The organism is Streptomyces plumbidurans, from assembly GCF_019857225.1.
Classification (GTDB): domain Bacteria; phylum Actinomycetota; class Actinomycetes; order Streptomycetales; family Streptomycetaceae; genus Streptomyces; species Streptomyces plumbidurans.
Genome location: NZ_JAFJSY010000025.1, coordinates 122,903 through 148,913 on the forward strand (window position 1 = coordinate 122,903; position 26,011 = coordinate 148,913).

Sequence of the window (26,011 nt, forward strand, 5' to 3'; positions counted from 1 at the left end):
CCGTCTCACGCGGGCCGGCGGCCGGTCGCGAGAAGGTGCGAGCTCGCCGCGAGGAGCTCCGGATACGGTTCGGCCATGCGGGCCGCGGTCAGCGCGGACTCGAAGAGGGGCGTGCCGGAGAAGTCGCTGCCCGTGTTCCGCTCGGCGGCCGCGAGCATGGACCAGGCCGGGCCTTCGATGCCGAGGACATCGGCGTCGTCGAAGCCGGCCGCGGCCACCTCGTCGCGCAGCTGCTGGCCGCTGTGGAAGTAGGCGGCGGTGAAGGCCTTCTTCCCGTCGTGGATCTGCGAGGCCAGGATGCCTTCGATGCTGCGCTGCAGCGCCTCCTTGTGCAGGTGGGCGAAGGCGGCGTGCTCGAACAGGCTGGAGTAGCGGTTGATGCCTGCGGCGGCCAGGACGCCGCCCGGCTTGAGGACACGGTAGGCCTCCGCCAGGGCCTGCTCCCGGTCGGTGCGCTCGAGCAGGTGGTACAGCGGCCCCAGGAGCAGGACCACGTCGAAGGAGGCGTCGGCGGCAGTGAGCCGGCGCGCGTCGCCGAGCTCGGCGGTTGCGCCGGTCTGCTTGGCCTGATCGATGTGCCGGGGGATCGGGTCGACGACGTGCACGCTGTAGCCGTCGGCGGTGAGCCACCGGGCGTGGGCGCCGGGTCCTCCGCCGACGTCGAGGATCCGTGCGGGCGCCGGCGGGAGGTGGCGTCGCAGCAGTTCTTGGGTGCGTACCATCTCCAGGCGGCCGTCGGCCGTTGTCGACAGCCGGTCGCCCTCGTCGATGGTCTCGGAGTAGAACTTCACGATCTCCGGCGCTAGCTCAGGACTCGTCATGCGAGGCATTCTGGGGGCTCACCGGTGGACCAGTCCAGTGATCGGAACCATGCCCATGCCCCTGCTGAAGTACGAGCAGATCGCAGACGACCTGCGTACGCGGATCGCCAACGGCGAGTTCGGCCCTGGTGAACTGCTGCCGTCCGGTCGCGACCTTGCCGAGCAGTGGCACGTGTCCAGGGCGACGGTCGTCAAGGCCTACGACGTGCTGCGCAACGATGGCCTGGTCGTGGCACGCCAGGGCGCCGGGTTCACCGTCGTCGAGACCCCGATCGCGCGCCCGGCAGGCGGCCGGCGCGCGGACGCCCCGCGCGTGTCCGGCGCCGCGCCCTTCAGGCGGCTGGGCACACCTGACCGGGTGGTGCCTGAGCAGGAGGTCGGCGACCTGCTCGGCCTGAAGGCCGGTGAGACCGCGCTGCGCCGGGTTCGGCTGGTCCTGCTGGATGACGGGACACCGGCGACGCTGGTGACCGCCTGGTTCCCTCCGGGCATCGCGGACGCCGCGCCGCGGCTGTCGATGACCGGCCCGATCGCCGAGGGGACGACGCACTACGTGCGGCGGCAAACCGGTCGTTCGCCCTTCGAGGGTGTCGACGTCAAGACGGTGCGCCTGGCTACCTCCGATGAGGCCGAGCTGCTCGGCGTCGAGCAGCCGGTAGCGGTCGCGGTTGTGGTCCATGTGGCGTACGACCAGGAGCGACGGCCCCTGGTGTGCGAGGTGGGCGTCACGGCTTCCCACGTCTTCGAGGAGACCGAGCGCTACCCGATGAGGTAACGAGGCACACGAATAGCTTGACTGGACCGGTCCACCGGTCCAGTCTCTTTCGTGTGCCGCGCTGGCACCCCGTGAACAGGGGCGCACTGTGCGTGGCTCCAGGCATCACGAAGCCCGGCGACCGCTGACACGGCCCCGGGCGTGGCCAACGCTGCTGAGGAGCGCCGACATGGCAACAAATACCACGCACCCGCCGAGCGCGGCAGAGCGCGAAACGCCGCCGCCGGACATCGCCACGATGCGCGAGACCGTGCAGCAGTTGCTCGGCCCCGACGACGGCCCGGACGTCCTCCCGCCCGCCATGGACGAGCTCGACGCCCTCACGGGCGCGCTGCGCGGCCACCTCGAGGTCCTCATCCCCGAGGTCGAGCGCGCGGTGGGCTCGCGGCCGTCCAGCACTGCCCACTACTGCGCGCTGGCCTGCGTCGGCGAGGCCCGCGGCAAGCTGAGCATCACGCCCCGCGCGGACCTCGGATCCCGCGTCGCCCACGGGCGGCGGCTGGCCCGGTCGCTGAAGGCCCTGTGCATGCACTACGAGGACCTCAGCGAGGACGCGCGCGGATGAGCGCCGAGCGAGTCTGCCATGCCTGCGGCGAGCCGATCCCCGACCCGGACGATGCCGTCTACCTCGGGCACGAGATGAGCGAGGCCGGACCCGGCTGGGAGATCTGGGCGCACCGCGCGCACGTCGACCAGGTCGGCCCCGACCCGGTCGCGGTGACGGCTCTGGCCCGTGTCCTGATCGTCAAGGCGATGCGCTCGTGAGAGCCGTGGCCGGGCTGCTCGCCTACGTGGCCGCCGTGACGTTTCCCGTCCTCGCCCTGGTGCTGGCGAGGACCCCGAGCTGATGCACCCCCAGGCGACCGCTCCGGGTCAGGGTCGCCCCGCAGATGCCCGTCCCGTCGGTGTCCCGGAAGACACCGGCGGGGCGGGTCCGAGAACGGCCCGCCCCGAGCCCCCACCCGACAGGTCCAGCCCGGGGCGGGCCTGCACGGCACGTCAAGCCTGCGACCGGCTTTGACCGAAGCCGGCCCGATCCCCGGAAGGGAGGAACGATGCAGCGCACTCTTGCAGCGGGTGCGGCGGCCATGACGTGGCCGCCCGTGCCGCCGCCGCCCCAGGACCCGCCGACGCCGCCTCCGGACGACAACCACTAGGAGTGCCCATGGCTGCCAGCAACCGACTGCCCGTCCCGACCCGCAAGCAGCTGGAGGAGGACGAGCACCGCGTCGACCAGGCCCGGGGCCGCAGGTACTGCCGGGTGCACCGCGAGCAGCAGATGATCCCGCTGCTGCCCGGCGTGGACGTCTGCCCCTCGTGCCAGCCCGCGGCCGGGTATCGGAGCCCGCAGCCGGATCTCCTGAGCGACGAAGCCGATGGCACCTCAGCCGCCGTCACCCCTGGAAAGGCCCGCGGCTGAGGTGCCCGGTTCCCGATCCTGAGAGAGAAGGGGAACACGATGAGGGTAGACAGCACGCCCCCGGTTCCGGGGCCTGATCCGCCGGGCAGTCCTCCGCCGCGTAAGCCGCACGGCGCGCAGCACTGACGCTGAGCGGTCTTGAACTGGTCCCGCTCGTCTGCCTCCCCAGGGCCGGACGGGCGGGGCCTTTTCAGTCTCCGAAGATGGACAGGCGCTGCTCGAGGGCGGCGGCGATCCGGAGGAGGTCACCGAAGCGCGGGTCGCTCTGGCCGGCCTCGATGCGCTGCAGGGTGCGCCGGTCGAGGTCGGCGGCCTGGGCGAGTGACTCCTGCGTGTGGTTGGCGTGGATGCGCAGGTCCCGGATGCGAACGCCCAGCTCACGACGTCGGTTGATGATCCAGTCAGGTACGTCGCGGGGCACTCGACAAAGTTGGACGCTGCGTGTTGGTATGTCAGCGTCAGCCGTGACGCATTTAATGATCTTGGGATCATGGCGGCCGCGGCACCGTATGCCCCCGTCCCGCCGAGGATCCGGAAGACCTCCGGCGGGGCGGGTATTCGGCCACTGAGGGAACGTCAGATCACACGGGGTGCGATTCACGCGCCAGGCGGATATGCCACGCGCACGGTTCCGAACGGCGCACTCCGGTAGAAGGCTCGTACACGTACCGCCCAGCCCCGCCGCGCTCGAGGTCCGGAAGCCTCCTGCGCCGGCGGGGCTCTAGTCTGCGCGGCGCGCCGGCGAAGGCCGTCCGGCGGCGGGAGCTCGCCGTGGAAAAGGCCTACTGGCCTGGGGAGTTGCGAGCCCTCTACAAGTCGGTGTTTCCTGGGACACCAAGCATCCGGTGACACTAACCGACGGATGTGTGTGATCGCCGTATGGTTCGTCTCATGAGCGTCACAGGAGCGGGCACGACGGATGTGCCGTCGAGCACACTCGCCGACACCGTTCTGGAGCGGCTCACCGCCGTCTACGCCCCGGCCGCCGACCCCGAACGGGCCGAGCCCATGCGCGCGTACATGAAAAACGTGGCCCCCTTCCTCGGCCTGACCACGCCCGTGCGCCGGACCCTGTCCCGCACGGTAATGGAGGGCCTGCCGCGCCCCACGGAGTCCGACTGCACGGCGATCGCGCTGCGCTGCTGGCAGCTGCCCGAGCGCGAGTACCACTACTTCGCCGTCGACTATCTGCGCCGCCACGCGCGCGTGTGCTCCTCCGGCTTCCTGCCGGTGGCCCGGCACCTCGTCTCCACCGTCCCCTGGTGGGACACCGTCGACCTGCTCGCCGCACACGTGGTGGGCGCGCTGGTGGCGGCCGATCCGGCGCTCAGGGCGGACATGGACGAGTGGATCGTGGACGACGACCTGTGGGTCGCCCGCACCGCCCTGCTGCACCAGCTCCGCTACAAGGAACACACCGACGCCGAACGCCTCTTCACCTACTGCCTGCGCCAGTCCGGCCACCCCGACTTCTTCATCCGCAAGGCCATCGGCTGGTGTCTGCGCGAATACGCCAAGACCGACCCCGAGGCCGTACGGACGTTCCTCGCGCGCGAACGCGGGCGGTTCGCACCGCTGTCGGTCCGTGAGGCCCTGAAGAACATCGGTGCCTGAAGGCGCCCTTCCCCGACCTCGGGACCGGCGGAAAACCATTCGACGTCCGACGAGGCGTCGGCGATGATCGGCGTCATGTTCCGGTACGCCTTCCACCTCGCAGCATCCGCGGTCGCGGATGCCCCGAAGGCTGCCGTTCCCACACTCGTCGCCGCAATCGACGGCGCCCGAAGCTGACCCTCTCCGGAACGTCCGGCGGACCCCGCAGGGGGAGGGTCGGCAAGTCCTTGGGGTCCTGATCTCTCCCATGAAGAGGCTTCGAGGTAACGACATGCCCAAGACGGCATACGTGCGCACCAAACCGCATCTGAACATCGGCACCATGGGCCACGTCGACCACGGCAAGACCACCCTGACCGCCGCCATCACCAAGGTGTTGGCCGAGCGCGGCACCGGCACCTTCGTGCCGTTCGACCGCATCGACCGCGCCCCGGAGGAGGCCGCCCGCGGCATCACCATCAACATCGCGCACGTCGAGTACGAGACCGACACCCGCCACTACGCGCACGTGGACATGCCGGGCCATGCCGACTACGTCAAGAACATGGTCACCGGCGCCGCGCAGCTCGACGGGGCGATCCTGGTCGTCTCCGCCGTCGACGGGATCATGCCGCAGACGGCCGAACACGTGCTGCTCGCGCGGCAGGTGGGCGTGGACCACATCGTCGTCGCGATCAACAAGGCGGACGCGGGCGACGAGGAGCTCACCGACCTCGTCGAGCTGGAGGTCCGTGAACTGCTCACCGCGCAGGGCTACGGCGGCGACTCCGTACCCGTCGTACGCGTCTCCGGGCTCAGGGCCCTGGAGGGCGACCCGCGCTGGACGGCGTCCGTCGAGGCGCTGCTCGACGCCGTGGACACCTATGTGCCCATGCCCGAGCGGTACTTGGACGCGCCGTTCCTGCTGCCCGTGGAGAACGTGCTCACCATCACCGGCCGGGGGACCGTGGTGACCGGCGCGGTCGAGCGGGGAGTGGTCCGCACGGGCGACCGGGTCGACGTGCTCGGCGCCGGGCTGGAGACCGTCGTCACCGGCCTGGAGACCTTCGGCAAGCCCATGGAGGAGGCGCAGGCCGGGGACAATGTGGCGCTGCTGCTGCGCGGGGTGCCGCGCGACGCGGTCCGGCGCGGGCACGTCGTCGCCGCGCCCGGCAGCGTGGCGCCCAGCCGGCGCTTCTCCGCGCGCGTGTACGTCCTGTCCACGCGCGAGGGCGGTCGCACCACCCCGGTGTCGACCGGCTACCGGCCGCAGTTCTACATCCGCACCGCGGACGTGGTCGGTGACGTCGACCTCGGCGAGACGGCCGTCGCCCGGCCCGGCGACACGGTCACCATGACCGTCGAGCTGGGGCGGGACGTGCCACTGGAGCCCGGTCTCGGGTTCGCCATCCGTGAGGGCGGGCGGACCGTGGGCGCGGGCACCGTGACCGCCGTGGAGTGAGCTTGACGTGCGCGGGGGACCGCGAGCCGGCTGCGGCCGGTCGCGCAGTTCCCCGCGCCCCTTCGGGGCGCTGCGGGACCCGGTCCCGGTTGCGCCGCACAATGGACCCGTGACCGAGCCCATACCTGTGACCAGTGGCGTCGACTTCGGCACCGCCAAGCTCATGCCCGACGTCGACCGTGAGCGGGCCTGGCTGCTGACGGTCGACGGGGCGCCGCAGTCCTACGTGGACCTGGACGAGCCGACCCATCTGGAGTTCGAGTACGCGCGGCGGCTCGGGCATGTCCTGGACACCGTGGCGGCGCCCGGAGCGCCGCTGGACGTGCTGCACCTCGGCGGGGGCGCGCTCACCCTGCCCCGCTATCTGGCCGCGACCCGGCCCGGCTCACGGCAGAACGTCGTCGAGGCGGACCGCGCCCTGCTGGAACTGGTCGTGGAGCACCTTCCGCTCCCGCAGGACGCCGGCATCACCCTGCACACGGCCGACGCCCGCGCCTGGCTGGAAGCGGCCCCGGCCAACTCCGCGGACGTGCTCGTCGCCGACGTCTTCGGCGGCTCCCGCGTCCCCGCGCACCTCACCTCCGTCGCCTACGCCCGCGAGACCGGACGCGTGCTGCGCGAGGGAGGGGTCTACCTGGCCAACCTCGCCGACGCCGCGCCCTTCGCCTTCCTGCGCTCCCAACTCGCCACGTTCGCCGCGGTGTTCGAGGAACTCGTACTGATCGCAGAACCGGCCGTCCTGCGCGGCCGCCGCTTCGGCAACGCCGTACTCGCCGCCGCCCACCACCCGCTCGACACCCTCACCCTGGCCCGCCTCACCGCAGCCGACGCCTTCCCGGCCCGCGTCGAGTACGGCCCGAGAATCCGCGAGTTCACAGCGGGGGCGCGACCGGTACGGGACGAGGACGCGGTGCCGTCACCGGTGCCGCCGGAGGGGGCGTTCGGCGTGGGGTGAGGGTGGTGGTTTGAGGGTGGCGGGGTCCGGGGGTTCGTCGCGGGCGCGCGATCGGTTCGGGATCGCGGAGCCCGCGCCGTCACCCGTGCCCGGCGACCGGGCGTTCGGTATCCGCCGGCTCCTCCGCGGCCTGCGGCGTGCGCTCCCGTACCGGTCTGGTGGTCCGTCGGAGGTTGCGCACGTCCGGTACGCACAGCACCGCCGCCGTGACCACCACGACCAGGGCCGAGCAGCCCCACAACGAGGCCGTACGCCCGAAGGCGTCCTCCGAGGGACCCGCGAGGGCCGTCGCGAGGGGCACCAGGGCGATGGACCCGAACCAGTCGTAGGCGGAGACCCGGGAGAGCTTGTCCTCGGGTATCTCCTGATGCAGCGCGGTCATCCACGACACCCCGAACACCTCGACCAGCGTGCCCGACAGGAGCATCACGGCGCACAGGACGCCGACGGGGGCCGGGACGGCGAGTGCGGCGGAGGGCAGCGCCATCGGGAACACGCACAGGGTGCCCGCGAGCAGCAGACGGCGCGGTTTCCAGCGGGTCATCAGCAGGGCGCCGCAGACCGTGCCCGCACCGAAGAACGCGAGGGCCAGGCCCCACGGTCCGGCTCCGCCCAGGCTGTCGCGGGCGACGAGCGGGCCGTAGACGGCGTCCGCGGCGGCCACCACGGCGTTGGCGATCGAGAACTGGACGACGATGCCCCACAGCCACGGACGGCCCGTGAACTCCCGCCAGCCCTCCCGCAGATCGGCGAGCAGGCCGCCGCCGGGCGCGCGCGACGGCACATGGCTGACGTCGATGAAGGACCGCAGCGCCCCGGCGACCGCGAACGCCGCCGCGTCCGCCGCGAGCACCCAGCCGGGGCCGACCACGGCGACCATCGCACCGCCGAGCGCGGCGCCGCCCAGACCGGCACCCTGCATCGCCATCCGGAACACCGCGAAGGCGCGGCTCGCCTGCTCTCCCCGGACCGACGACATCAACATGCCCTCGGCCGCCGGGCCGAAGAACGCCTGGCCGGTGCCGCCGAGCGCGGTCAGCAGCATCATCTGCCACAGCCGCGGGTGCCCGGTCAGGACGAGGACCGCGAAGGCGGCCTGCGACAGGCAGTTGAGGGCGTTGGCCGCGACCATCACGCGATGCCGCGGCAGCCGGTCCGCCACCGCGCCGCCGATCAGCAGGAACACCACGAGCGGCAGCGTGCGGGAGGCGGCCACCAGACCCACGTCCCCGCCGTCGCCGCCCGCGTCCAGTACGGCGAACGCGGCGGCGATCAGCGCGCCGTTGCCGCCGAGGCCGGTGATCACGGCGGCGGCGGTCAGCAGGCCGTAGTTGCGTCCCGCCCACGCGGGACGCAACCGGCCTGCAGCGGAGGCAGGGTGTTCGGTCACTTCCGAACTATGGCCAGCGGCCCTGCCTCAGGACAAACCGATTGTCAGCCGCCGGTCGGCTGCCCGGACAGCCGTACGGTGCTGAGGATCTTCATGATGGTCTTGTCCGAGAGCTCGTCGCCGACGCCCTTCGCTCCGTGCAACGTCCAGGACACGAAGTCACCCGCCGAGTTCTTGAATGCGAACGTGATCGCTTTGCCGTCGGTGTCGCACTTGCCCTTCTTGGCAACGCCCTGCGAATAGGTGGTTGCGACGCTGCCCTTGAGGCCCGACGTCGTCGTGTATGCCTTCGGTTTACCGATGTGGAGCAGCTTCTTGGCGGCTTTCGACTGGTCCGTGTAACCACCGAACACCCACCAGGCGGAGTCGTTGCGCGCCACGTCGGTGGTGTTCTTGGCCCCGTCCTGACCCTTGGTGCCGGCCGCTGCCAGCGCCTTGTCATCGGTCTGGCCGTCCTTGTTGTCGTCGGACGTGCACCACTTCTCTTTGAAGAAGGCGGGGGCCGACATGCCGATGAGGGCGGAGCCGTCGCCCTTCTTCTCGTCCTCGAATCCGACGAACGTGCCGGGCGAATCGACCTGCCAGTCCGCCGGCACATCGAAGGCGGTGCCCCACTTGGGGTTGACGACGATCTTCCAGCCAGGAATGGTCGCTTTCGCGGTCTCGCCCCCGCGTGGGTTGTCATCGGAGCCCGACGCCGAGGCGCTCGCGTCGGACGACGCGGGAGGTGACTGCCGGACCTTCTTGCCGGGACCGTCCGCCTTGTCGTCGTTGCCGCCGCCGAGCACCAGGAAGCCGGTGACACCCGCGGCCACGACCACAGCCGTGGCCGCCACGATCGCCACCAGCTTCGTCCGGTTCCCGCCGCCACCGCCACCGCTTCCGCCGGCACCGGTCGGCGGCTGAGGGCTTCCCGGCGCACCGGGCGGCCCCCACTGCGGCTGCTGCCCATAGGTGTTGGGCTGCTGGTACCCGGGCTGCTGATACGGATTCGGCTGCTGGTACCCCGGCTGCTGGTACGGGTTGTTCTGCGCAGAGGGATTCTGCCCCTGCGGATTCTGCTCGCCCCCGGGCGGCTGCTGTCCTGGCCACATGGACAGCCACCCTAGTGCCGTTCGAGACACGATTCGGTCACTGTGGCTTGTCGAGGCCGTAGCAAAACGGGGCCGTGTCAGGAGTCCTCGGGAGGGGTGTAGAGACGCACGGTTCCCAGGATCTTCCTGACCGTGGCATCCGGCACCTCCTCACCGACCCCCTTCACGCCGACGAACGACCAGGACGCGAAGTCGCCGTCGCGGTTCTTGAAGGCGAAGGTCGTCGCCTTGCCGTCCGAGTCGCACTTGTGCCGCTTCGTCACCCCGGACGAGCGGGAGGTGGCGACGCTGCCCACCAGGCCGGAGGAGGTGGTGAAGGACGTGGCCGCACCGGTGGTGACCTTCTTGTGGTCGGGCTGGGCGTACGCGCCGTAGACCCACGCGGTCGCGTCGGCGCGGGCCGCCTCCTCCGCGCTCTTGGCGCCGTTGTTCTTCCTGGTGCCGGCGCTGGCCAGCGGTGTGAAGTCGGTGTGGCCGTCCTTGTCGTCGTCGGAGGTGCACCACTTCTGATTGAGAAGGGCGGGGGCCTTCATGGCGACCAGCGGCTTGTCCTCGGGATCGTTGTCCTCCGCGACGTAGGACACCCAACCCGGCGACTGCAGGGCCCAGTTGGCCGGTACGTCGAAGGCGATGCCGGCATCGGGGTTCACCACGACCTTCCACCCGGCGACGGTGGGCTTCTGTGCGCCGCCGGTCCGCGGGTTGGCCGAGGGGGTGGGCGATGCCGAGGAGGTGGTCGGCCCCGGATCGGCCCCGTCGTCGCTGCCGCCGCCCAGCACCACGGCTCCGGTCACCGCGGCGGCCACCACCACGGCGGCCGCTGTTGTGATGGCAATCACCTTGGCGCGGCCGCCACCCGGCGGCTCGGGCGCCGGGGGCCGCGCGGTCGGCGGCTGTGCGGCATACGGGTTCGGCTGCTGGTATCCGGGCTGCTGGTACGGGTTGTTGTGCGCCGGCTGCTGCGGTTGCTGACCGTCCCCCGGCGACTGCTGTCCTGGCCACATGGGCCGTAACGATACGACGATCATCGTACGCGTCTGGTCAGTGGTGGCTACTCATGGGTAACCTCCACTTCATGAGCGCAGACCAGATGTCGATCGGTGAGATGCTCGCCGCGACCGTGCCGATGGCCCGGACCTTGAAGCTCGAGTTCCTGGAGACCACGCCGGAGAAGGCCGTGGTGGCCCTGCCGGACCAGAGCGAGTACCACAACCATGTGGGCGGGCCGCATGCCGGTGCGATGTTCACGCTCGGGGAGTCCGCGAGCGGGGCGATCGTGCTGGCCGCATTCGGGGAGCAGCTCGCGCGGGCCGTGCCGCTCGCGGTGAGTGCCGAGATCGCGTACAAGAAGCTGGCGATGGGTGCCGTCACGGCCACCGCGACGCTGGGCCGTCCCGCCGCCGACGTCGTCGCGGAGCTGGACGCGGGGGAGCGCCCCGAGTTCCCGGTGTCGATCGAGATCCGGCGCGCGGACGACGCCGTCACCGGTGAGATGACGGTCGTGTGGACGCTGCGGCCCAACGGCTGAGCGCTTCAGTGCATGCGAAGGCCCGGGAGTGCGCTCCCGGGCCTTCGGCATGAGGCCGGGTCGTCGGCCGGTCGTGTTCGCCGGTGGTGTTCGCCGGTGGTGGAGATTCGGTGTGCCACTCGCCCTTGGGTGCACACAACTCGGCGGCGATCTGGCGGTTGTTTCGAATACGGGTGCGGGTACCGCCGGTAACTTATCTGAAGTTTCCGGTTTTTGAACATGAGTCATTCGAACTCCTTGTTTCCAGCGCGTCAATTGTGCGAAAGTGAGCGGCCCTATAAGGGTCCCAGAACCCGACACGGCATAGGTACGCACCAATCAGGCGCCGGCTTTTCGATGGATGCGCTTTCCACCCACCGTCCTGCGGCTCGGAAGGAAATGGCTCAGTGCAATCCCCCTACCCCCCACGACCGCCGTACCCGCCACTCCCGGGACCGGGCCCCACCGAGTCCGACCGCCATCTCCTCGCACAGCCGGCCCAGGGTCCCGAGGGCGGCCGTGCGATCGCGTTGCTGCTGGCCCGGCACTGGCGCGCGACCTTCGACTACGCGGTCATCTGCCTTGCGTCCGGGGAGGATTCGGCGTCCATGGCCGCGGCCGCCGCGTTCCACCGGGTCCTCGGGCGGCCCACCGACGACGCACTGCGACCGCAACTCCTGAGGGCCGTGCGCGACACGGTCAAGGAGTGGGCGGCGGATGACGGTATTTCCGTTCTTCTGCCGGAACTCCGCAAACCGACCGGAGGCCGCGGACTGCGCGCCGCGCGCTCCGCGACACCGGAAAGGCGGCGCCTTGCGGAGCGGGCGTTCCGGGCCCTTCCGGGAGCTTCGCAATGCCTGCTCTGGCACACCGAGGTCGAGGCGGAGCCCATATCCGTACCGGCTGGTCTGTTGGGGGTGGATCCGGGCACCGCGGCGGCTGCCCTCGATCAGGCGCGCGAGCAATTCCGGGCGGGCTGTGTACGCGCCCACGGGGAACTCGCGCCCGGCAAGGAATGCCGCTTCTACAACCGGCTCCTCGACGTTCCGATACGCCGCGGCGGCGCCCTGCTCCCCGATGTCCAGCAGCACCTGATGGCATGCCGCTACTGCCGTCACGCCGCCGAACAGCTCAGCTATTTCGAGGGCGGTCTCGAGGAACTGCTCGCCGAGACCGTGCTCGGCTGGGGAGCCCGGCGCTACCTCGACTCCCGTCCGCGCCGCGGGGGCAGTCGCCCGTCGGTCCCCGGACGCGGCCCCCTGCGGCCCGACGGCAGCGGACGCCACCGCCCGGGCCTGTCGCGCAGTCACACCAAGGCGGTGGCCGTGGGCGTCGGTGTGGCGGCCCTCGCCCTGCTCGCCACGGTTCTCGTCAGCAAGGGCTGGACGGACGACAACGGTGTCCCCGGACCCGGCGCCACCTGGGGTGCCCAGAGCGGCAGTTCGCTGCATCCGTCGCTCCCCGCGGAGGGCACCTCCGCCGGCCACGCGTCCGCGGGCCACGCCTCCACCGACGGGTCCCCGTCGCCCGCCTCCGCGGGCCGCCCCGTCGAGATCGGGCACGGCAGGCTGCGCAACCCGGCGTCCGGCCTCTGCCTCGACATCGGCGGCGGCAAGGCCGTGCCCGGCGCCGCGGCCGTGCTGACGGGCTGCTCCTCCGCCGAGTCCCAGCAGTGGTCGTACCAGGCCGACGGTCCGCTGCGCAGCGGCGTCGACCCCACCCTGTGCCTGGACTCCGGCTCCGCCGGGCAGTCGGTACTGCTCGTCGGCTGCCTGCCGCACGACGCCGACATGCGCTACGACCTCACCGTCCGCGGCGAACTCCTGCTGCGGGACGGCAAGGGACTGCTCGTCGCACCCGGTACGGGGGCGGCGGCGGCGCGGGTCGTGATCACGGAGCGGGACGGCTCCGCCGGGCAGCGGTGGGTGCTGGATACAGGGGACGGCGACGCGGGCGGCAAGGACGGTAAGGACGGTAAGGACGGAGACGGCGGATCCCAAGAGGGCGCTCACCCCGAGCGTCGGGCAGGCTCTCCCGACAGCACGCCGAACCTGCCCAACCTCCAGCCCACGCCGGGCAGTTCCGAGGACGATGCGCCGTACGAGGAACGGTTCGCCCAAGTCGGCGACGACACCGCGCCCCCCGGGCGGCCCGCGGCGCCTCTCGACGGCGTACGCACCCTGCCCGCGGACGTACTGGGCACGGTCGCCGCCGTAGCGGACACCGCGGCCTCCACCGCGGACACCGCCACTTCCACCGTGCACACGGCGACCACGATCGCCGCAGATGCGTCAGACGCGATCAACTAGTCATCAGGGGCCGCACCTTCAAAGGCGGCCCCGTCTTCCTTCATGTCGGCGTCCCGCCGTTTCCTGTCCGCACGATTGACACGAGTCACGGCCGGTCCTAGTTTTCCCGCCGCACCCTCGTGGCTGACGCCGTGTCAAGTCGGTTCTCACACCGACGAGTCAAGGTGCCGAAGGAGTGACGGCTCATGACCGACACTGTCTCGCGGAGATCCGCCCTGCGCCTGCTCGGCGGCGCCATAACCGTGGCCGCGACGGCCACCGGCGGACTCACGACCCCGGTACACGCGCTGGACAGACCCGAGGCGGGGGCCGGGCCCCGCGTCGAAAGCCTCATCGGCAGGCTCACGCTCGACGAGAAGATCTCCCTCCTGCACGGCGCCACCGACCCGAACTCGCTCGGCCAGGCCGGCTACGTCCCCGGTGTGCCGCGCCTGAACATCCCACCGCTCCGCCTCGCCGACGGCCCCGCCGGCGTCCGCGTCACCCGGCACGCCACCGCGCTGCCCGCCCCCGTCCTGCTGGCCTCCGCCTTCGACCCCGAACTGGCCCGCCGCTACGGCCGGGTCATCGGACGCGAGGGCCGCGCCCTCGGCCAGGACGTCCTGCTCTCCCCGATGGTCAACCTCATCCGCACGCCGTACGCGGGCCGCAACTTCGAGACCTTCAGCGAGGACCCGCTGCTCGCCTCGGGCATGGTCGCCGCCGAGATCGAGGGCATCCAGGGCGAGGGCCTGATCGCCACCGTCAAGCACTACGCGATGAACAACCAGGAGCAGGACCGCATGTCGGTCGACGTACGGGTCGACGAGCAGACCATGCACGAGCTCGAACTGCGCGGATTCGAGGCGGCCGTCGTCGCCCGCACGGGTGCCGTGATGGGCGCGTACAACAAGGTCAACGGCACCTTCGCCTGCGAGAACCGGACGCTGCTCACGGATGTCCTGCGCGAGCAATGGGGCTTCGAGGGCTGGGTGATGACCGACTGGTTCGCCGCGCACAGCACCGTCGCGGCGATCACCGCCGGTCTCGACATGGAGATGCCCGACGGCACCTACTTCGGTACGGCGCTCAGGTCGGCCGTGCAGAACGGCACCGTGCCCGAGCGGTACGTGGACCGTGCCGTACGCAGGATTCTCACCGTCATGGACCGCTTCGGACTCCTCGACGGCAGTGCGCCACCCCGCCCGGACCGCGACGCACCGGCGAGTGCCGCCGTGGCCCTGGAGATCGCCGAGGCGGGCGCGACCCTGCTGCGCAACGAGCGCCGTACCCTCCCGCTGGCCCGCGGCGGCAGCCTCGCGGTGATCGGCCCGACCGGCGCCCTGCCCTTCGTCAGCGGCGGCGGCAGCGCCCATGTCGTCCCCGACCACGCCGACAGCCCGCTCGACGCCCTCAAGTCCCGTGCGGGAAAGCTCACTTACGCACTGGGCGAGGACCTCTACGGCAAGGCGATACCGGCGTCCGCGCTCGACCCCGCCTTCGACAGCGAGGGACAGCAACTCGCCGCCGGTCAGGTCTGGACGTACGACGGCACGCTCACCGTGCCCGAGGACGACGAGTGGACCTTCGTCCTGCACTTCTCCTCCGCGCCCACCGCCCGCCCCAAGGTCCTCCTCGACGGCACCGAGCTGTTTCCGCAGGCCCCCGGATACGGCGAGTTCTTCACGGGCGGGCTCGTCTCGGCCGCCCCGGACGGCCTGTCCGTGCGCCGCGGGACCCTGACGCTCGCCAAGGGCGCCCACACGCTGCGGATCACCGCTCAGGGAGGGGCCGGCGGACTGACGTTCCGGCTGCGGCGCAGCACCGGCGCGACCCGCGCGCAGGACGTCGCCGAGGCGGTCGCCGCCGCACGCGCGGCACGGGACGTGGTGCTGTTCGCCTACGAGGACGCCACCGAGGGACTGGACCGCACCACGATCGCCCTGCCCGGCCACCAGACGCGGCTGATCGAGGCGGTCACGGCGGCCAACCCGCGCACCACCGTCGTCCTCAACACCTCGTCCTCGACGTCGATGCCCTGGCTGGGGCGCACCGGCGCCGTGCTGCAGATGTACTACCCGGGCCAGGAGGGCGCGGCCGCCACCGCGGCCGTCCTGTACGGCGAGTGCGACCCGGGCGGCCGCCTCACCCAGTCCTTCCCGGCCGACGACGACCACCATCCCGTCGCCGGGGACCCCCGCCGCTACCCGGGCGTGGACGGCACCGAGGAGTACTCCGAAGGCATCCACGCCGGCTATCGCTGGTACGACGCCGAGGGCGTACGGCCACTGTTCCCCTTCGGGCACGGGCTGTCGTACACCTCCTTCTCCTACGCCGATCTGCGGGCCCGGCGCACGCGGCACGGCATCGAGGTGACCTTCACCGTCCGCAACACCGGCCGCCGGGAGGGCATTGCCGTGCCCCAGGTGTACGTCGGGCCCTCGCCGCGGCTCCGGCTCGAGCAGGCGGTACGGGTGCTGGCCGGGTACCGGCGCCTTGCCCTGCGGGCCGGGGAGCGGCGGCGCGTCACCGTGGACGTGACCGCACGCACGTTGTCCTCCTGGGACCCCGCGCGGCACACCTGGGTCCTGGGGACCGGCCGGCGCACCGTATGGGTCGGGACGTCCTCGCGAGAACTCCGGCTGCGCACGAACGTGGAGGTGGGCAGGTGACCCGCCGCCGTATCGCCATCCGATCCGTCTCCACGACGGTGTGATCTTTGGGACGGCACTCCGGCAGAGCGACCCGGTAGGCTTCCAGGTGTGCGCCCGATACGGCGTGCGCCGGGAATGCAGTAACAGAACGCAGTAACAAAGGGTCGCAAAGCGGGAGGACCGGCGTTGCACGTCCAGGAATGGCTCGACACGGTACCGGCGGCAGCCGTCTACGCGGTGGTGGCGCTGGTCATCGGCCTGGAGAGCCTGGGCATCCCGCTGCCGGGCGAGATCGTCCTGGTCGCGGCCGCCCTGCTGTCCTCGCACCATTCCGGCATCAACCCGATCGTGCTCGGCGCCTGCGCGACCGCCGGTGCCGTGATCGGCGACTCCATCGGCTACGCGATCGGCCGCAAGGGCGGACGGCCGCTGCTGGCCTGGCTGGACAGGAAGTTCCCGAGACACTTCAGCGAGGCGCATGTCGCCACTGCCGAGCGGTCCTTCGAGAAGTGGGGCATGTGGGCCGTCTTCTTCGGCCGCTTCATCGCCCTGCTGCGGATCTTCGCCGGCCCCCTCGCGGGTGTGCTGCACATGCCGTACTGGAAGTTCCTGATCGCCAACTTCCTCGGCGGCGTCTGCTGGGCGGGCGGCACGACGGCCGTCGTCTACTACGTGGGCGTCGTCGCCGAGGACTGGCTCAAGCGGTTCTCGTACCTGGGCCTCGCGATCGCGGTCCTGATCGGCCTGACCTCCATGCTGATGATCAGGCGCAAGGCGAAGAAGGCGGCCGCCCAGCGTGAGGCGGAGCAGGCGGCCGAGGCGGAGACCGTCCCGGCCGTCGACTGAGCCGCCTCGCCCGTCGCACGCCGTTCGCCGCCGCCGTTCGACCAGTCCTTCGCCGTTCCTACGAGTCCTCGTGCACCTCGTGATGAGCCTTCGCGAGGTCCGCGTACAGGGTGCCGTTCAGCGTGACGCCCTCGCGCTCCTCCGGGGTCAGCTCCCGCTTCACCTTGGCCGGCACCCCCGCCACCAGTGACCCCGGCGGCACCTGCATCCCCTGCGGCACCAGGGCCTGCGCGGCGACGAGCGAACCCGCGCCGATGACGGCTCCGTTGAGGACCGTGGCGCCCATGCCGATCAGACAGTCGTCCCCGACGGTCGCCCCGTGCACCACGGCGTTGTGCCCCACGGACACCCGCGCACCGATGCTGACGGGAAAGCCCGGGTCGGCGTGGACGGTGCAGTTGTCCTGGATGTTGGCCTGGGCGCCCACGGAGATCCGCTCGACGTCACCGCGCAGCACCGCGCCGTACCAGACGCTCGCCCCGGCCTCCAGCGTCACGTCGCCGATCACCGACGCCATGGGTGCCACGAAGGCCTCGTCGTCGATCCTCGGTTCCCTGCCGCCGATCCCCGTGATCAACGCCTTGTGCGTCATCGCCCTCTCCTCGTCCTCGGTTCACCACGCACCGTAGGCGATGAACGCCCTGCCCAGCGCGCCGGGGCGGGCGTCACCCGCCGCGAACCGGACGCCGTCCGGCCTCCGGTGGGGTGAAGATCACAGTGCCCGGAGCGCGTCCGGTCACCGGACGCTGAGTACGGTGAGCGGGTGCCGAAGCGCAAGAACACGTTCTCATCCTGGCGGCGGAGCCTCATGCAGCGCGCCGTCCATGCGGGCTGGGCCTGGGTGCAGCGCACCGGCTCGGTCACCGCGGAGCACCCGGGACGCTTCCGCTTCGGCGCGCTGGGCGCGCACACCCGGCTGGCCTTCCCGCTCGGCACGGTCTTCGGCGAGCCCTGGATCCACCTGGGCTCCCACTGCATCGTCGGCGAACAGGTCACCCTGACCGCCGGCCTCATGCCCGACCTCGACCTCGGCGCGGAACCGATCCTGCGCATCGGCGACGGTGTCGTCCTGGGCCGCGGCAGCCATGTCATCGCCGACACCTCGGTCACCATCGGCAGCGACTGCTACTTCGGGCCGTACGTCTATGTCACGTCCACGAACCACTCCTACGACGACCCGCATCAGCCGATCGGCAAGCAGTGGCCGCGGATGGAGCCCGTGGAGATCGGGTCCGGCTGCTGGATGGGCACCGGCGCGGTGATCCTGCCGGGCGCGCGGATCGGCCGCAACGTCGTGGTGGCCGCGGGCGCGGTGGTCCGAGGCGTCGTACCCGACCACGCCGTCGTCGCGGGTGCGCCCGCCAGGGTCGTACGCCGCTGGACGCCCAGTGAGGGCTGGCAGCCACCGCTGCGGACCCCCGCGCCGGTGCCGATACCCGACGGCGTCACCCCCGAACAGCTCCTCGCCCTGTCGGAGTTGGACGAGGAGACGGTGGCGCGACTGGCGCAACTGGACGAGGAGGCGGCGGCGAAGCTGGCAGACCTGGACGCCGAGGGCTGACGGCCCGCCGGCCGCAGGCGCGACGCGCCCGGTCAGGTCACCGCGTCCTCGACCGTGTCCCGTATGTCGAGGACCTCGTCGGCGCCGGTGAGCTCCAGGATGCGGCGGAGCTGTGGTGCGGGTGAGGCAATGCCGAGCGACGTTCTCTGATGGATGCGGAGAATCAGGTTCAAGAAGGTCGAATCCGCGAACGTGAGGGCGGCCGCGTCCACCACGACACGTTCGTACTTCTCGGCCGCCGTCTCCAGCGCATCTTCGATGGGTGCGATGGAATTGGGGTCGTAGTCACCGTGGGCGACGACGACCCAGGCGCCCGCTTTCTCGTACTGGACGACCTCGGGTCCGGTCGGCGCGTGTTCACTGAACTGCATTCGTGTCTCCGAGCTGTGTCCGGGCTCTTCACTCAGTGACGTGGAGGTTCAGTCTTCGCGACAGCTCGCCCTGGATGTCCGTCGCGAGATGACCGGTTCTGCCCCAGGCAACGACGAGCTCCGCCACGTGGCGGAGCTTGATGTTGGTACTCATGGACGTTTCGCGCAAGACGTCCCAGGCCTTGTCGGACGACAGCCGTCCGACGGCGATCAGCACGCCCGTGGCACGATCGACGACGGCGTGCGACTCCAGGGCGTTCTCCAGTTGCCCGAGCTTGGACCGAAGGTCCTGAATCCGTGCACTCTGGGCCTCGACGACCTGCTCCGTCCGCGAGGTTGGTTCGGCATCGTGACGCACGGTGGGCTCCAGGGTCCAGGGATCCACGACGTTTCATCCGTTGTCTCTGCCCCTCCCACTCGTGCCGTACACGCGGGGAGTTGTCGGGCGCAGCAAGGCCACCACCCGAGGCCGCCGCTCCTCCCCAAGGATCAGCCCGCCTGGGGCGGAGCGCATGCCGAGCTGTGGCTTTTGTTACAAAGCGGAGATTACTGGCCTGTGGCCAGCAGCAGCGTGCCGACCAGGGCCAGGCCGGCGCCCGCCGTCTGGATGGCCAGGAGCCGTTCCCTGAGGAAACCGCGGGCGGCCAGGGCCGTCACCACCGGGTAGAGCGAGGCGAGGACGGCGGCCACGGTGACCGGGCCGTGCTGGGCGGCGACCGAGTACGTGCCGTTGGCCGCCACGTCCGCGAGGCCGACGAAGGCGAGCGCGGGCAGGGAGGTCCAGGGGAAACCGCCCTCGGGGAGGGCTTCGGCGCCGCGCCTGACGGAGGCGTACAGGGCGATGCCGCCCGCAGCCACGTTCGTCACGCGTTGCACGAACAGGGCGAGGAACAGACCGGTGACGGTCGTGGAGGCCTCCGCGATCAGCGCGAATACCGTGCCGAAACCGCCCGCTGCGACCAGCGTGAGCAGTACCGTCCGCCGGTGCACCGAGGCGCCCCCGAGGCGTGGACCGCCCGCGAGCATCACGCCCGTGACGGCGACGGCGATCCCGGCGACCTGCAGCAGACCGGGCCGCTCGCCGAGGATCAGACCCACGCCGACCGGCACCGCCACGCTCAGTGTGGCGAGCGGGGAGACCACGCCCATCGGGCCCAGGGCGAGCGCCTTGTAGAAGGCGATCATCGCCACCGGCCCCACCAGACCGGCCGCGAAGGCGAACCACAGCCGCGGGCCGGCCTCGCTCCAGCCGCCCGTGGCCACCACGACCGCGCCGAGCACGGTCGCCGCGATCGTCTGCGAGACGACGACCACCGTGAGCGCCGGCGTGCGTCGCGTCAGCATCCCGCCGCCGAAATCGGCCAGCCCCCACAACAGGCTTGTGGCCAGGGCGAAGAATGCTGTCACGGGTCGCCTCGCAGTACAGTTCGGTGAACGATCGGGTACACCACAGCATAGTTCAGTGAAGTGGACTCGGTCATCCATAATATTGGCCCAGCTCGATAAGGACATTGGACGGAACGTGTCGGACCTCGACCTGCTGACCCAGTCCCTGGCGCGCAACGTCAAACGCTGGCGCAACGACCGCGGCTTCACCCTGGACGCGCTCGCCGCCCGCGCCGGCGTCAGCCGCGGCATGCTGATCCAGATCGAGCAGGCCCGCACCAACCCGAGCATCGGCACGGTCGTGAAGATCGGCGACGCACTCGGCGTCAGCATCACCACGCTGCTCGACTACGAACAGGGCCCCCAGGTCCGTGTCGTCCCCGCCGACCAGGCCGTGCGGCTGTGGAGCACCGAGGCGGGCAGCTTCAACCGGCTGCTGGCCGGCACCGAGGCGCCCGGCCCGCTGGAGATGTGGGACTGGCGGCTCATGCCGGGGGACGCCAGCCCGTCCGATCCGCACCCCACCGGCACGGTCGAGCTGGTGCACGTCCTGGCGGGCGAGCTCACCCTCACCGTCGACGGCGTCAAGCACCGCATCCCGGCCGGGGCGAGCGCGTCCTTCGACGCCGACACCGCGCACATCTACGGCAACGAGGGCGACGAGCCGATGGAGATGGTCATGGCGGTCTCGGTTCCACCCGTGCGCTGAGGGCGCTCAGGACGTTTTGTTAGCGTGCGGCCATGCGCGCACCCATCGGACACTTCGACACCGCGATCCCGGCGCCCGACGCCCTCGGAGAACTGACGGGCCCGGTCGCCGACGCCGTACGGAACTGGACCGGCAGCGTCCCCGCCGACCAGATCGTCTACGTCGACACCGACCCGCAGTGGGCCGACACCGCCGTCTTCGTGGAGCACTACGGACAGGAACTGCTGGAGCAGTCGGCGAACTGCGTGGTGGTGGCCGGCAAGCGCGGCGGCGAGACGACCCTGGCCGCGTGCATCGCGCTCTCCACCACGCGGATCGACGTCAACGGCGTCGTCCGCCGCCAACTCGGCTCCCGCAAGGCCTCGTTCGCGTCCATGGACACCGCCACGGGCGAGACCGGCATGGAGTACGGCGGCATCACCCCGATCGGACTGCCGGCCGGCTGGCCGATCCTGGTCGACTCGGCCGTCGTCGACCTCCCGTACGTCCTCGTGGGCAGCGGCCGCCGCCGCGGCAAACTACTGGTCCCGGGCAAAGCGTTCGCGGAACTCCCGGGAGCGGTGGTGCTGGAGGCGCTGGGCGTCTGACGCCCCCACCACCTACGGAACCTGGTGCACCGCGTGATGCGCCAGCGCGCGGTGCGGGTCCTCCTGGCCCGGTGCGGGGGCCGGGTCCGCATGGACCAGGGCCGCGGTCAGCCTCGGCACGGCGTGCAGCAGGGCGTGCTCGGCCTCGACGGCGATCGCGTGCGCGGCCCGTACGGTCGCCTCGCCGTCGACCACCACCGTGACCTCCGCCCGCAGCCGGTGCCCGATCCAGCGCAGCCGTAGCTCGCCGACCTCCCGTACGCCCGGCACCGCGCGCAGCGCCCGTTCGGCGCCGTCCACCAGCACCGGGTCGACGGCGTCCATCACCCGCCGGAACACCTCGCGGGCCGCGTCCCGCAGTGCCAGCACGATCGCCGCGGTGATCGCCAACCCCACGAGTGGGTCGGCCGGTTGCCAGCCGAGGGCCGAGCCGCCGGCCCCCAACAGCACGGCCAGCGACGTGAACCCGTCGGTGCGGGCGTGCAGACCGTCGGCGACCAGCGCGGCCGAACCGATCTGCCGGCCCACCCGGATCCGGTACCGGGCCACCCACTCGTTCCCTGCGAACCCGACCAGCGCGGCCAGCGCCACGGCCGGGAGATGCGTGACGGGACGCGGATCGAGCAGCCGGTCCACCGCCGCCCAGGCGGCGAACGCCGCCGACCCGGCGATCGTCAGCACGATCGCGATCCCCGCGAGGTCCTCCGCCCGCCCGTAGCCGTAGGTGAACCGCCGCGTCGCCGCCCGCCGCCCCAGCACGAAGGCGATGCCCAGCGGTACGGCGGTCAGCGCGTCCGCGGCGTTGTGCACGGTGTCGCCGAGCAGCGCCACCGAACCGGACACGGCGACCACCACGGCCTGCGCCAGCGCCGTCGCGCCGAGGACGGCGAGCGAGACCCACAGCGCGCGGATGCCGCGGGCCGAGGACTCCAGGGCGGAGTCGAGCTTGTCGGCGCTCTCGTGGGAGTGCGGGGTGAACAGGCGGCCGAGGCGGTGCCGCAGGCCGGGGGAGTGGTGGGGGCGCCGGTGCGGGTGTGCGTGGTGCTCGTGCCGGTCGCTCACGTGGGTCCCCTTCCGGTGCGCGGGAGTGGACGTGGCACGCCCACGGAGCCATTATGTGCGTATGAGCGCACGCATGCACCTGTCATCTGCGCACGATGCGCAGGAGGAACATCCACGCAGCCCCGGCGACGAGCAGTTCGCGCTGGCCGCGGAACTCCTCGCGCTCCTCGGCGACCGCACCCGGCTCGCCCTGCTGCACGCGTTGACCGGCGGCGAGGCCGACGTCACCACCCTCACGGAGGCCTGCGGCGCGGCCCGCCCCGCGGTCAGCCAGCATCTGGCCCGGCTGCGCCTCGCGGGCCTGGTGGACACGCGCAAGGAGGGGCGCAGGGTCGTCTACTCACTGCGCGACGGCCATCTGCGCCGCCTCGTGGACGAGGCCCTGAACGTCGCCGACCACCGCCTCAGCGACCGCCCGCCGCACGACTGAGCCCGGCGCGGTCACGAGGCCCGCGCGGTCAGGACGTCGAGCGCTTGCCGAGGTACTGCTCCGCGAACGAGGTGGCCGCCGCCGGGGATTCGAAGAGACGGCGCAGCCGCGCCAGCGTCGTGCCCGCACGGTAGGCGTCGCCCGACGACATGCCGTGGTACACCTCCGACAGCCACTGCGAGAACTCCTGGTAGTCCCATACGCGGCCGAGGCTCGCCGCCGAGTAGCCGTCCAGACCGCTGCTGTCGCCCTTGGTGAGGTGGGCGACCAGGCCGTCGCCGAGCAGGAACGCGTCGTGCAGAGCGAGGTTCATGCCCTTGGCGGCGATGGGGGCGGTCAGATGGGCGGCGTCACCCGCCAGGAGGAGCCGGCCGAACACCATGGGCTCGACGACGTAGTTGTGCATGTCGAGGACGCGCTTCTCGATCAGCCGCCCCTCGGTGAGCGGCGGACGGTCGGCCGCCGCGAGCCGCTCCTGCAGCTCGGTCCAGACCCGCTCGTGGGACCAGTTCTCCGGGTCGTCGCCGGGCGGGCACTCCAGGTAGTAGCGGGTGACCTCGGGGCTGCGGGGCATGTGCCCGGCGAAGCCGCGCGGATGGATGCCGAAGACCACGCAGTCGCTGGACGGCGGCGCCTCGGCGAGCAGCGCCAGCCAGCCGATGCCGTAGTCCTGCCGCGCGATCACGGCATGCTGCGGCAGCACGCTGCGGGTCACCCCGCGCGCCCCGTCGCAGCCGAGGACGAACTCGCAGTCCACGAGCTCGCGTCGGCCGCTCTCCGGGTCGGTGTACGACACCGTCGGGCGGTCGGAGTCCATGCCGTGCAGCTGGACGTCGCGCACGCCAAACCGGACGGCCCCGCCGCGCACGTCCGCGTACTCGCGCACGAGGTCCGTCACCAGCAGCGGCTGCGGGTAGACGAAGTGGTGATGCCCCGTCAGCTCGGTGTAGGAGAAGCGGTGCCGCTCCCGCTCGACGCGGAACTCGCACTGGGTGTGCAGCTCCGCACGCTGCAACAGATTGGCGGCCAGGCCCCGTTCCTCCAGTCCGCGGACGGCCCACTCCTCGATGACGCCGGCCCGGGGCCGCCGTTCGATGAACTCGCGCGACTCGACCTCCAGGACCAGGCAGTCGATCGAGGCGGCGCGCAGGATGTTGCCGACGGTGAGGCCGGCGGGGCCCGCGCCCACGATCACGACCGGAAAGCGGGGCCGGACAGGGGAGTTGGGCGCTGAGGGGGTCGAAGTCACCCGAGCATTATGACGGGGGCCCGTCAGCCGCGGCAGGGGAGCCACGGCCGACGGGCCGGGTTGCGGAACGGGCCGCCGTACGGAACCGGCCGCTGCATGGAACTGGCCGGTGTACGGGACGGGCTGGTGTACGGGACGGGTCAGTGCGCGGGTGCGTCGGTGACCACGACCTCCTCGATGCTGCGCTCGATCTCCTCCGGCCGTGGGGCGGTCGCCCGGGCCCAGTAGTAGATGACCAGCGAGAAGGCGGCGACGACGAGGATGTCCCACCACAGGGCGATGTTGCCCGTGCCGCCGAAGCTGCCCTGCGCGGAGATGACGCCCATGCCGAGCAGATAGACCGGCAGCCACTGGGCGGCCTTGAAGTCCATGCGCGGTGCGTCGGGCTGGTGGGTGGCGTTGGCCCACCAGGCGTAGCCGCCCAGGAGCAGATAACCGAGGACGACCGCGATGCCGAGCCGCCACAGGGTGTCCCAGCCGGACCAGTAGATGATCAGGTTGGCCACCACGAAGGACAGCGGGGCGACGACATTGCCGGCGGGCAGCCGGTACGGACGCTCGTGGCCCGGCAGCCGCTGGGCGAAGACGCCGTACGCCAGCGGGGCGCCCGCGTACATCAGGACGCTCGCCGAGGTGATGAAGCCGACCAGCTCCTGCCAGCTCGGGAAGGGCAGGAAGCAGACCACGCCGGTCACGAAGGAGATGATCAGGCCGAACCACGGCACACCGCGGCGGTCGGTGCGGGCGAGGAGCTTCGGCGCGTAGCCGTTCTTGGCCAGGCCGTAGGAGACGCGGGAGGTGGCGGTGGTGTAGATCAGGCCGGTGCCGCCCGGGGAGATCACGGCGTCCGCGTACAGGATCACGGCGAGCCAGCCCAGGCCCACGACAGTGGCGAGGCCCGCCCAGGGGCCGCTGATGCCCGGGTAGTCGAGATGGGCCCAGCCCTTGGCGAAGGCGCTGTGCGGCAGCGCGGCGATGAACACCACCTGGAGCGCTACGTAGATGACCGCGCCGATCGCGACCGAGCCGAGGGTGGCCCGCGGCAGGTCACGCTTGGGGTTGCGACTCTCACCCGCCAGTTGGATGGCCTGCTCGAAGCCCAGCAGGGCGAAGATGATGCCGCTGTCGCTGATGGCGCTGAGCACGCCCTTCGCGCCGAACGGGGCGAAGCCCTCGGAGTGGAAGTTCGCCGGGTGGAAGTTGCCGACCGCGATGATGAAGATCGCGCCCAGCGGGACGGCGATCTTCCACCAGGTCGCGGCGCTGTTGGTGTGCGCGAGGGCCCGGACGCCGAAGAAGTTGACCGCGACGAAGACGGCCATCAGGACGACGGCGGTGAGGAGACCGGACGCCGTCAGGGTCTGGTCCTTGTGCTGCAGGCCCTGCGCCCAGCTCCAGTGACCGGCGTAGCCGATCATCGCCTCGACCTCGATCGGCGCCACGGTCGCCGCCTGCAGCCAGGAGAACCAGCCGAAGGACAGTCCGGCGAGACCGCCGAACGCGTAGTGCGGATAGCGTGCCGTTCCGCCGGCGACCGGGAACATGCCGCCCAGTTCGGCGTGGACCAGGGCCAGCAGGACGATGGCCACCGCGCCGATCACCCACGAGATGATCGCCGCGGGCCCCGCGGCCACGACCGCTTTCTCGGCGCCGTAGAGCCAGCCGGATCCGATGATGGAGCCGACGGAGGCCCACATCAGACCGATCAGGCCGACGTCACGCCTGAGGTCGCTGGGACCTCTGGCCTCCCGCACGGGGGTCTGCTCAGTGCTCACCATTTTCTAGGCGACCTCTCACCGTTTGAATAACTTGTTTCAGTTGGCGTGAGGTCGCAGATTAGGAAACAGCAAG

The 26,011-nt window shown here is 71.3% G+C and carries 27 protein-coding genes; 15 read left to right on the forward strand and 12 right to left on the reverse strand.

What is annotated here, in order from left to right; genetic code table 11:
• Positions 1 to 5: 5 nt before the first annotated feature.
• Positions 6 to 821 (reverse strand): class I SAM-dependent methyltransferase, encoded by an 816-nt coding sequence (locus JYK17_RS18545; protein WP_128803741.1) that lies wholly within the window; start codon positions 819 to 821, stop codon positions 6 to 8.
• Positions 822 to 876: 55 nt separating this feature from the next.
• Here JYK17_RS18545 and JYK17_RS18550 point away from each other — a divergent pair, with 55 nt between their 5' ends.
• The 4 genes from JYK17_RS18550 (at position 877) to JYK17_RS18565 (ending at position 3,016) form a co-directional block, all read left to right on the forward strand.
• Positions 877 to 1,596 carry a GntR family transcriptional regulator gene (locus JYK17_RS18550; RefSeq protein ID WP_128804578.1) on the forward strand — a complete coding sequence of 240 codons (720 nt, stop codon included), beginning with the start codon at positions 877 to 879 and terminating at the stop codon, positions 1,594 to 1,596.
• A gap of 169 nt (positions 1,597 to 1,765) precedes the next feature.
• Complete coding sequence (locus JYK17_RS18555; RefSeq protein WP_222810846.1) at positions 1,766 to 2,161, forward strand: DUF6415 family natural product biosynthesis protein; 396 nt, start codon at positions 1,766 to 1,768, stop codon at positions 2,159 to 2,161.
• Positions 2,158 to 2,361 carry a hypothetical protein gene (locus JYK17_RS18560; protein ID WP_128804579.1) on the forward strand — a complete coding sequence of 68 codons (204 nt, stop codon included), beginning with the start codon at positions 2,158 to 2,160 and terminating at the stop codon, positions 2,359 to 2,361. The genes JYK17_RS18555 and JYK17_RS18560 overlap by 4 nt, the downstream gene beginning before the upstream one ends.
• 400 nt (positions 2,362 to 2,761) lie before the next feature.
• On the forward strand, positions 2,762 to 3,016 hold the full coding sequence (locus tag JYK17_RS18565) for a hypothetical protein (RefSeq protein WP_222810847.1): 255 nt from the start codon (positions 2,762 to 2,764) through the stop codon (positions 3,014 to 3,016).
• Between the two features lie 190 nt (positions 3,017 to 3,206).
• On the opposite strand, the gene JYK17_RS18570 is transcribed toward JYK17_RS18565, so the two are convergent.
• Positions 3,207 to 3,437, reverse strand: a complete 231-nt coding sequence (locus JYK17_RS18570; RefSeq protein ID WP_222810848.1) for a helix-turn-helix transcriptional regulator — start codon at positions 3,435 to 3,437, stop codon at positions 3,207 to 3,209.
• 470 nt (positions 3,438 to 3,907) lie between these two features.
• On the opposite strand from JYK17_RS18570, the gene JYK17_RS18575 reads away from it, so the two are divergent.
• The 3 genes from JYK17_RS18575 (at position 3,908) to JYK17_RS18585 (ending at position 7,026) form a co-directional block, all read left to right on the forward strand.
• Entirely contained in the window at positions 3,908 to 4,630 is a 723-nt protein-coding gene (locus JYK17_RS18575; protein ID WP_128803744.1) for a DNA alkylation repair protein, read from the forward strand.
• Positions 4,631 to 4,901: 271 nt separating this feature from the next.
• Positions 4,902 to 6,071 carry an elongation factor Tu gene (gene tuf, locus JYK17_RS18580; protein ID WP_108009991.1) on the forward strand — a complete coding sequence of 390 codons (1,170 nt, stop codon included), beginning with the start codon at positions 4,902 to 4,904 and terminating at the stop codon, positions 6,069 to 6,071.
• 109 nt (positions 6,072 to 6,180) lie between these two features.
• Entirely contained in the window at positions 6,181 to 7,026 is an 846-nt protein-coding gene (locus tag JYK17_RS18585) for a spermidine synthase (protein ID WP_234547506.1), read from the forward strand.
• A gap of 79 nt (positions 7,027 to 7,105) precedes the next feature.
• On the opposite strand, the gene JYK17_RS18590 is transcribed toward JYK17_RS18585, so the two are convergent.
• The 3 genes from JYK17_RS18590 to JYK17_RS18600 form a co-directional block, all read right to left on the reverse strand.
• Complete coding sequence (locus JYK17_RS18590; protein WP_108009989.1) at positions 7,106 to 8,416, reverse strand: MFS transporter; 1,311 nt, start codon at positions 8,414 to 8,416, stop codon at positions 7,106 to 7,108.
• A gap of 44 nt (positions 8,417 to 8,460) precedes the next feature.
• Positions 8,461 to 9,510, reverse strand: a complete 1,050-nt coding sequence (locus tag JYK17_RS18595; protein ID WP_108009987.1) for a DUF8017 domain-containing protein — start codon at positions 9,508 to 9,510, stop codon at positions 8,461 to 8,463.
• Between the two features lie 77 nt (positions 9,511 to 9,587).
• Positions 9,588 to 10,514, reverse strand: a complete 927-nt coding sequence (locus JYK17_RS18600; protein ID WP_222810849.1) for a DUF8017 domain-containing protein — start codon at positions 10,512 to 10,514, stop codon at positions 9,588 to 9,590.
• 71 nt (positions 10,515 to 10,585) lie between these two features.
• Between JYK17_RS18600 and JYK17_RS18605 the strand changes: the two genes are divergently transcribed.
• From JYK17_RS18605 to JYK17_RS18620, 4 genes are all read left to right on the forward strand, one after another.
• On the forward strand, positions 10,586 to 11,038 hold the full coding sequence (locus JYK17_RS18605; RefSeq protein ID WP_181362411.1) for a DUF4442 domain-containing protein: 453 nt from the start codon (positions 10,586 to 10,588) through the stop codon (positions 11,036 to 11,038).
• Between the two features lie 386 nt (positions 11,039 to 11,424).
• Positions 11,425 to 13,326, forward strand: coding sequence for an RICIN domain-containing protein (locus JYK17_RS18610; protein ID WP_222810850.1), 1,902 nt, complete (start codon positions 11,425 to 11,427; stop codon positions 13,324 to 13,326).
• A gap of 185 nt (positions 13,327 to 13,511) precedes the next feature.
• Positions 13,512 to 15,977, forward strand: a complete 2,466-nt coding sequence (locus tag JYK17_RS18615) for a beta-glucosidase family protein (RefSeq protein ID WP_222810851.1) — start codon at positions 13,512 to 13,514, stop codon at positions 15,975 to 15,977.
• A gap of 168 nt (positions 15,978 to 16,145) precedes the next feature.
• A complete protein-coding gene (locus JYK17_RS18620) occupies positions 16,146 to 16,805 on the forward strand; it encodes a DedA family protein (RefSeq protein WP_108009977.1) in 660 nt (219 codons plus the stop codon).
• Positions 16,806 to 16,863: 58 nt separating this feature from the next.
• Here JYK17_RS18620 and JYK17_RS18625 read toward each other — a convergent pair whose 3' ends face one another.
• Positions 16,864 to 17,397, reverse strand: a complete 534-nt coding sequence (locus JYK17_RS18625) for a gamma carbonic anhydrase family protein (RefSeq protein WP_108009975.1) — start codon at positions 17,395 to 17,397, stop codon at positions 16,864 to 16,866.
• A 171-nt stretch (positions 17,398 to 17,568) separates the two neighbouring features.
• Between JYK17_RS18625 and JYK17_RS18630 the strand changes: the two genes are divergently transcribed.
• Positions 17,569 to 18,366 (forward strand): acyltransferase, encoded by a 798-nt coding sequence (locus JYK17_RS18630; protein ID WP_108009973.1) that lies wholly within the window; start codon positions 17,569 to 17,571, stop codon positions 18,364 to 18,366.
• A gap of 32 nt (positions 18,367 to 18,398) precedes the next feature.
• Here the strand turns inward: JYK17_RS18630 and JYK17_RS18635 are convergent, their stop codons facing one another.
• The 3 genes from JYK17_RS18635 to JYK17_RS18645 form a co-directional block, all read right to left on the reverse strand.
• A complete protein-coding gene (locus tag JYK17_RS18635) occupies positions 18,399 to 18,737 on the reverse strand; it encodes an STAS domain-containing protein (RefSeq protein ID WP_108009971.1) in 339 nt (112 codons plus the stop codon).
• Positions 18,738 to 18,765: 28 nt separating this feature from the next.
• Positions 18,766 to 19,122, reverse strand: a complete 357-nt coding sequence (locus tag JYK17_RS18640) for an ANTAR domain-containing response regulator (RefSeq protein ID WP_234547504.1) — start codon at positions 19,120 to 19,122, stop codon at positions 18,766 to 18,768.
• A 161-nt stretch (positions 19,123 to 19,283) separates the two neighbouring features.
• Positions 19,284 to 20,144: a DMT family transporter gene (locus JYK17_RS18645; RefSeq protein ID WP_108009969.1), complete on the reverse strand. Its 861-nt coding sequence runs from the start codon at positions 20,142 to 20,144 to the stop codon at positions 19,284 to 19,286.
• 115 nt (positions 20,145 to 20,259) lie between these two features.
• Here JYK17_RS18645 and JYK17_RS18650 point away from each other — a divergent pair, with 115 nt between their 5' ends.
• Positions 20,260 to 20,832: a helix-turn-helix domain-containing protein gene (locus JYK17_RS18650; protein ID WP_108009967.1), complete on the forward strand. Its 573-nt coding sequence runs from the start codon at positions 20,260 to 20,262 to the stop codon at positions 20,830 to 20,832.
• 32 nt (positions 20,833 to 20,864) lie between these two features.
• Positions 20,865 to 21,419, forward strand: a complete 555-nt coding sequence (locus tag JYK17_RS18655) for a YbaK/EbsC family protein (protein WP_108009965.1) — start codon at positions 20,865 to 20,867, stop codon at positions 21,417 to 21,419.
• A gap of 12 nt (positions 21,420 to 21,431) precedes the next feature.
• Here JYK17_RS18655 and JYK17_RS18660 read toward each other — a convergent pair whose 3' ends face one another.
• Positions 21,432 to 22,481 (reverse strand): cation diffusion facilitator family transporter, encoded by a 1,050-nt coding sequence (locus tag JYK17_RS18660; RefSeq protein ID WP_108009963.1) that lies wholly within the window; start codon positions 22,479 to 22,481, stop codon positions 21,432 to 21,434.
• Positions 22,482 to 22,542: 61 nt separating this feature from the next.
• On the opposite strand from JYK17_RS18660, the gene JYK17_RS18665 reads away from it, so the two are divergent.
• Complete coding sequence (locus JYK17_RS18665) at positions 22,543 to 22,911, forward strand: ArsR/SmtB family transcription factor (RefSeq protein WP_164932309.1); 369 nt, start codon at positions 22,543 to 22,545, stop codon at positions 22,909 to 22,911.
• A 28-nt stretch (positions 22,912 to 22,939) separates the two neighbouring features.
• Here the strand turns inward: JYK17_RS18665 and JYK17_RS18670 are convergent, their stop codons facing one another.
• Complete coding sequence (locus JYK17_RS18670; RefSeq protein ID WP_108009961.1) at positions 22,940 to 24,160, reverse strand: 4-hydroxybenzoate 3-monooxygenase; 1,221 nt, start codon at positions 24,158 to 24,160, stop codon at positions 22,940 to 22,942.
• A gap of 140 nt (positions 24,161 to 24,300) precedes the next feature.
• Positions 24,301 to 25,938, reverse strand: coding sequence for an APC family permease (locus JYK17_RS18675; RefSeq protein ID WP_108009959.1), 1,638 nt, complete (start codon positions 25,936 to 25,938; stop codon positions 24,301 to 24,303).
• Positions 25,939 to 26,011: the final 73 nt, after the last annotated feature.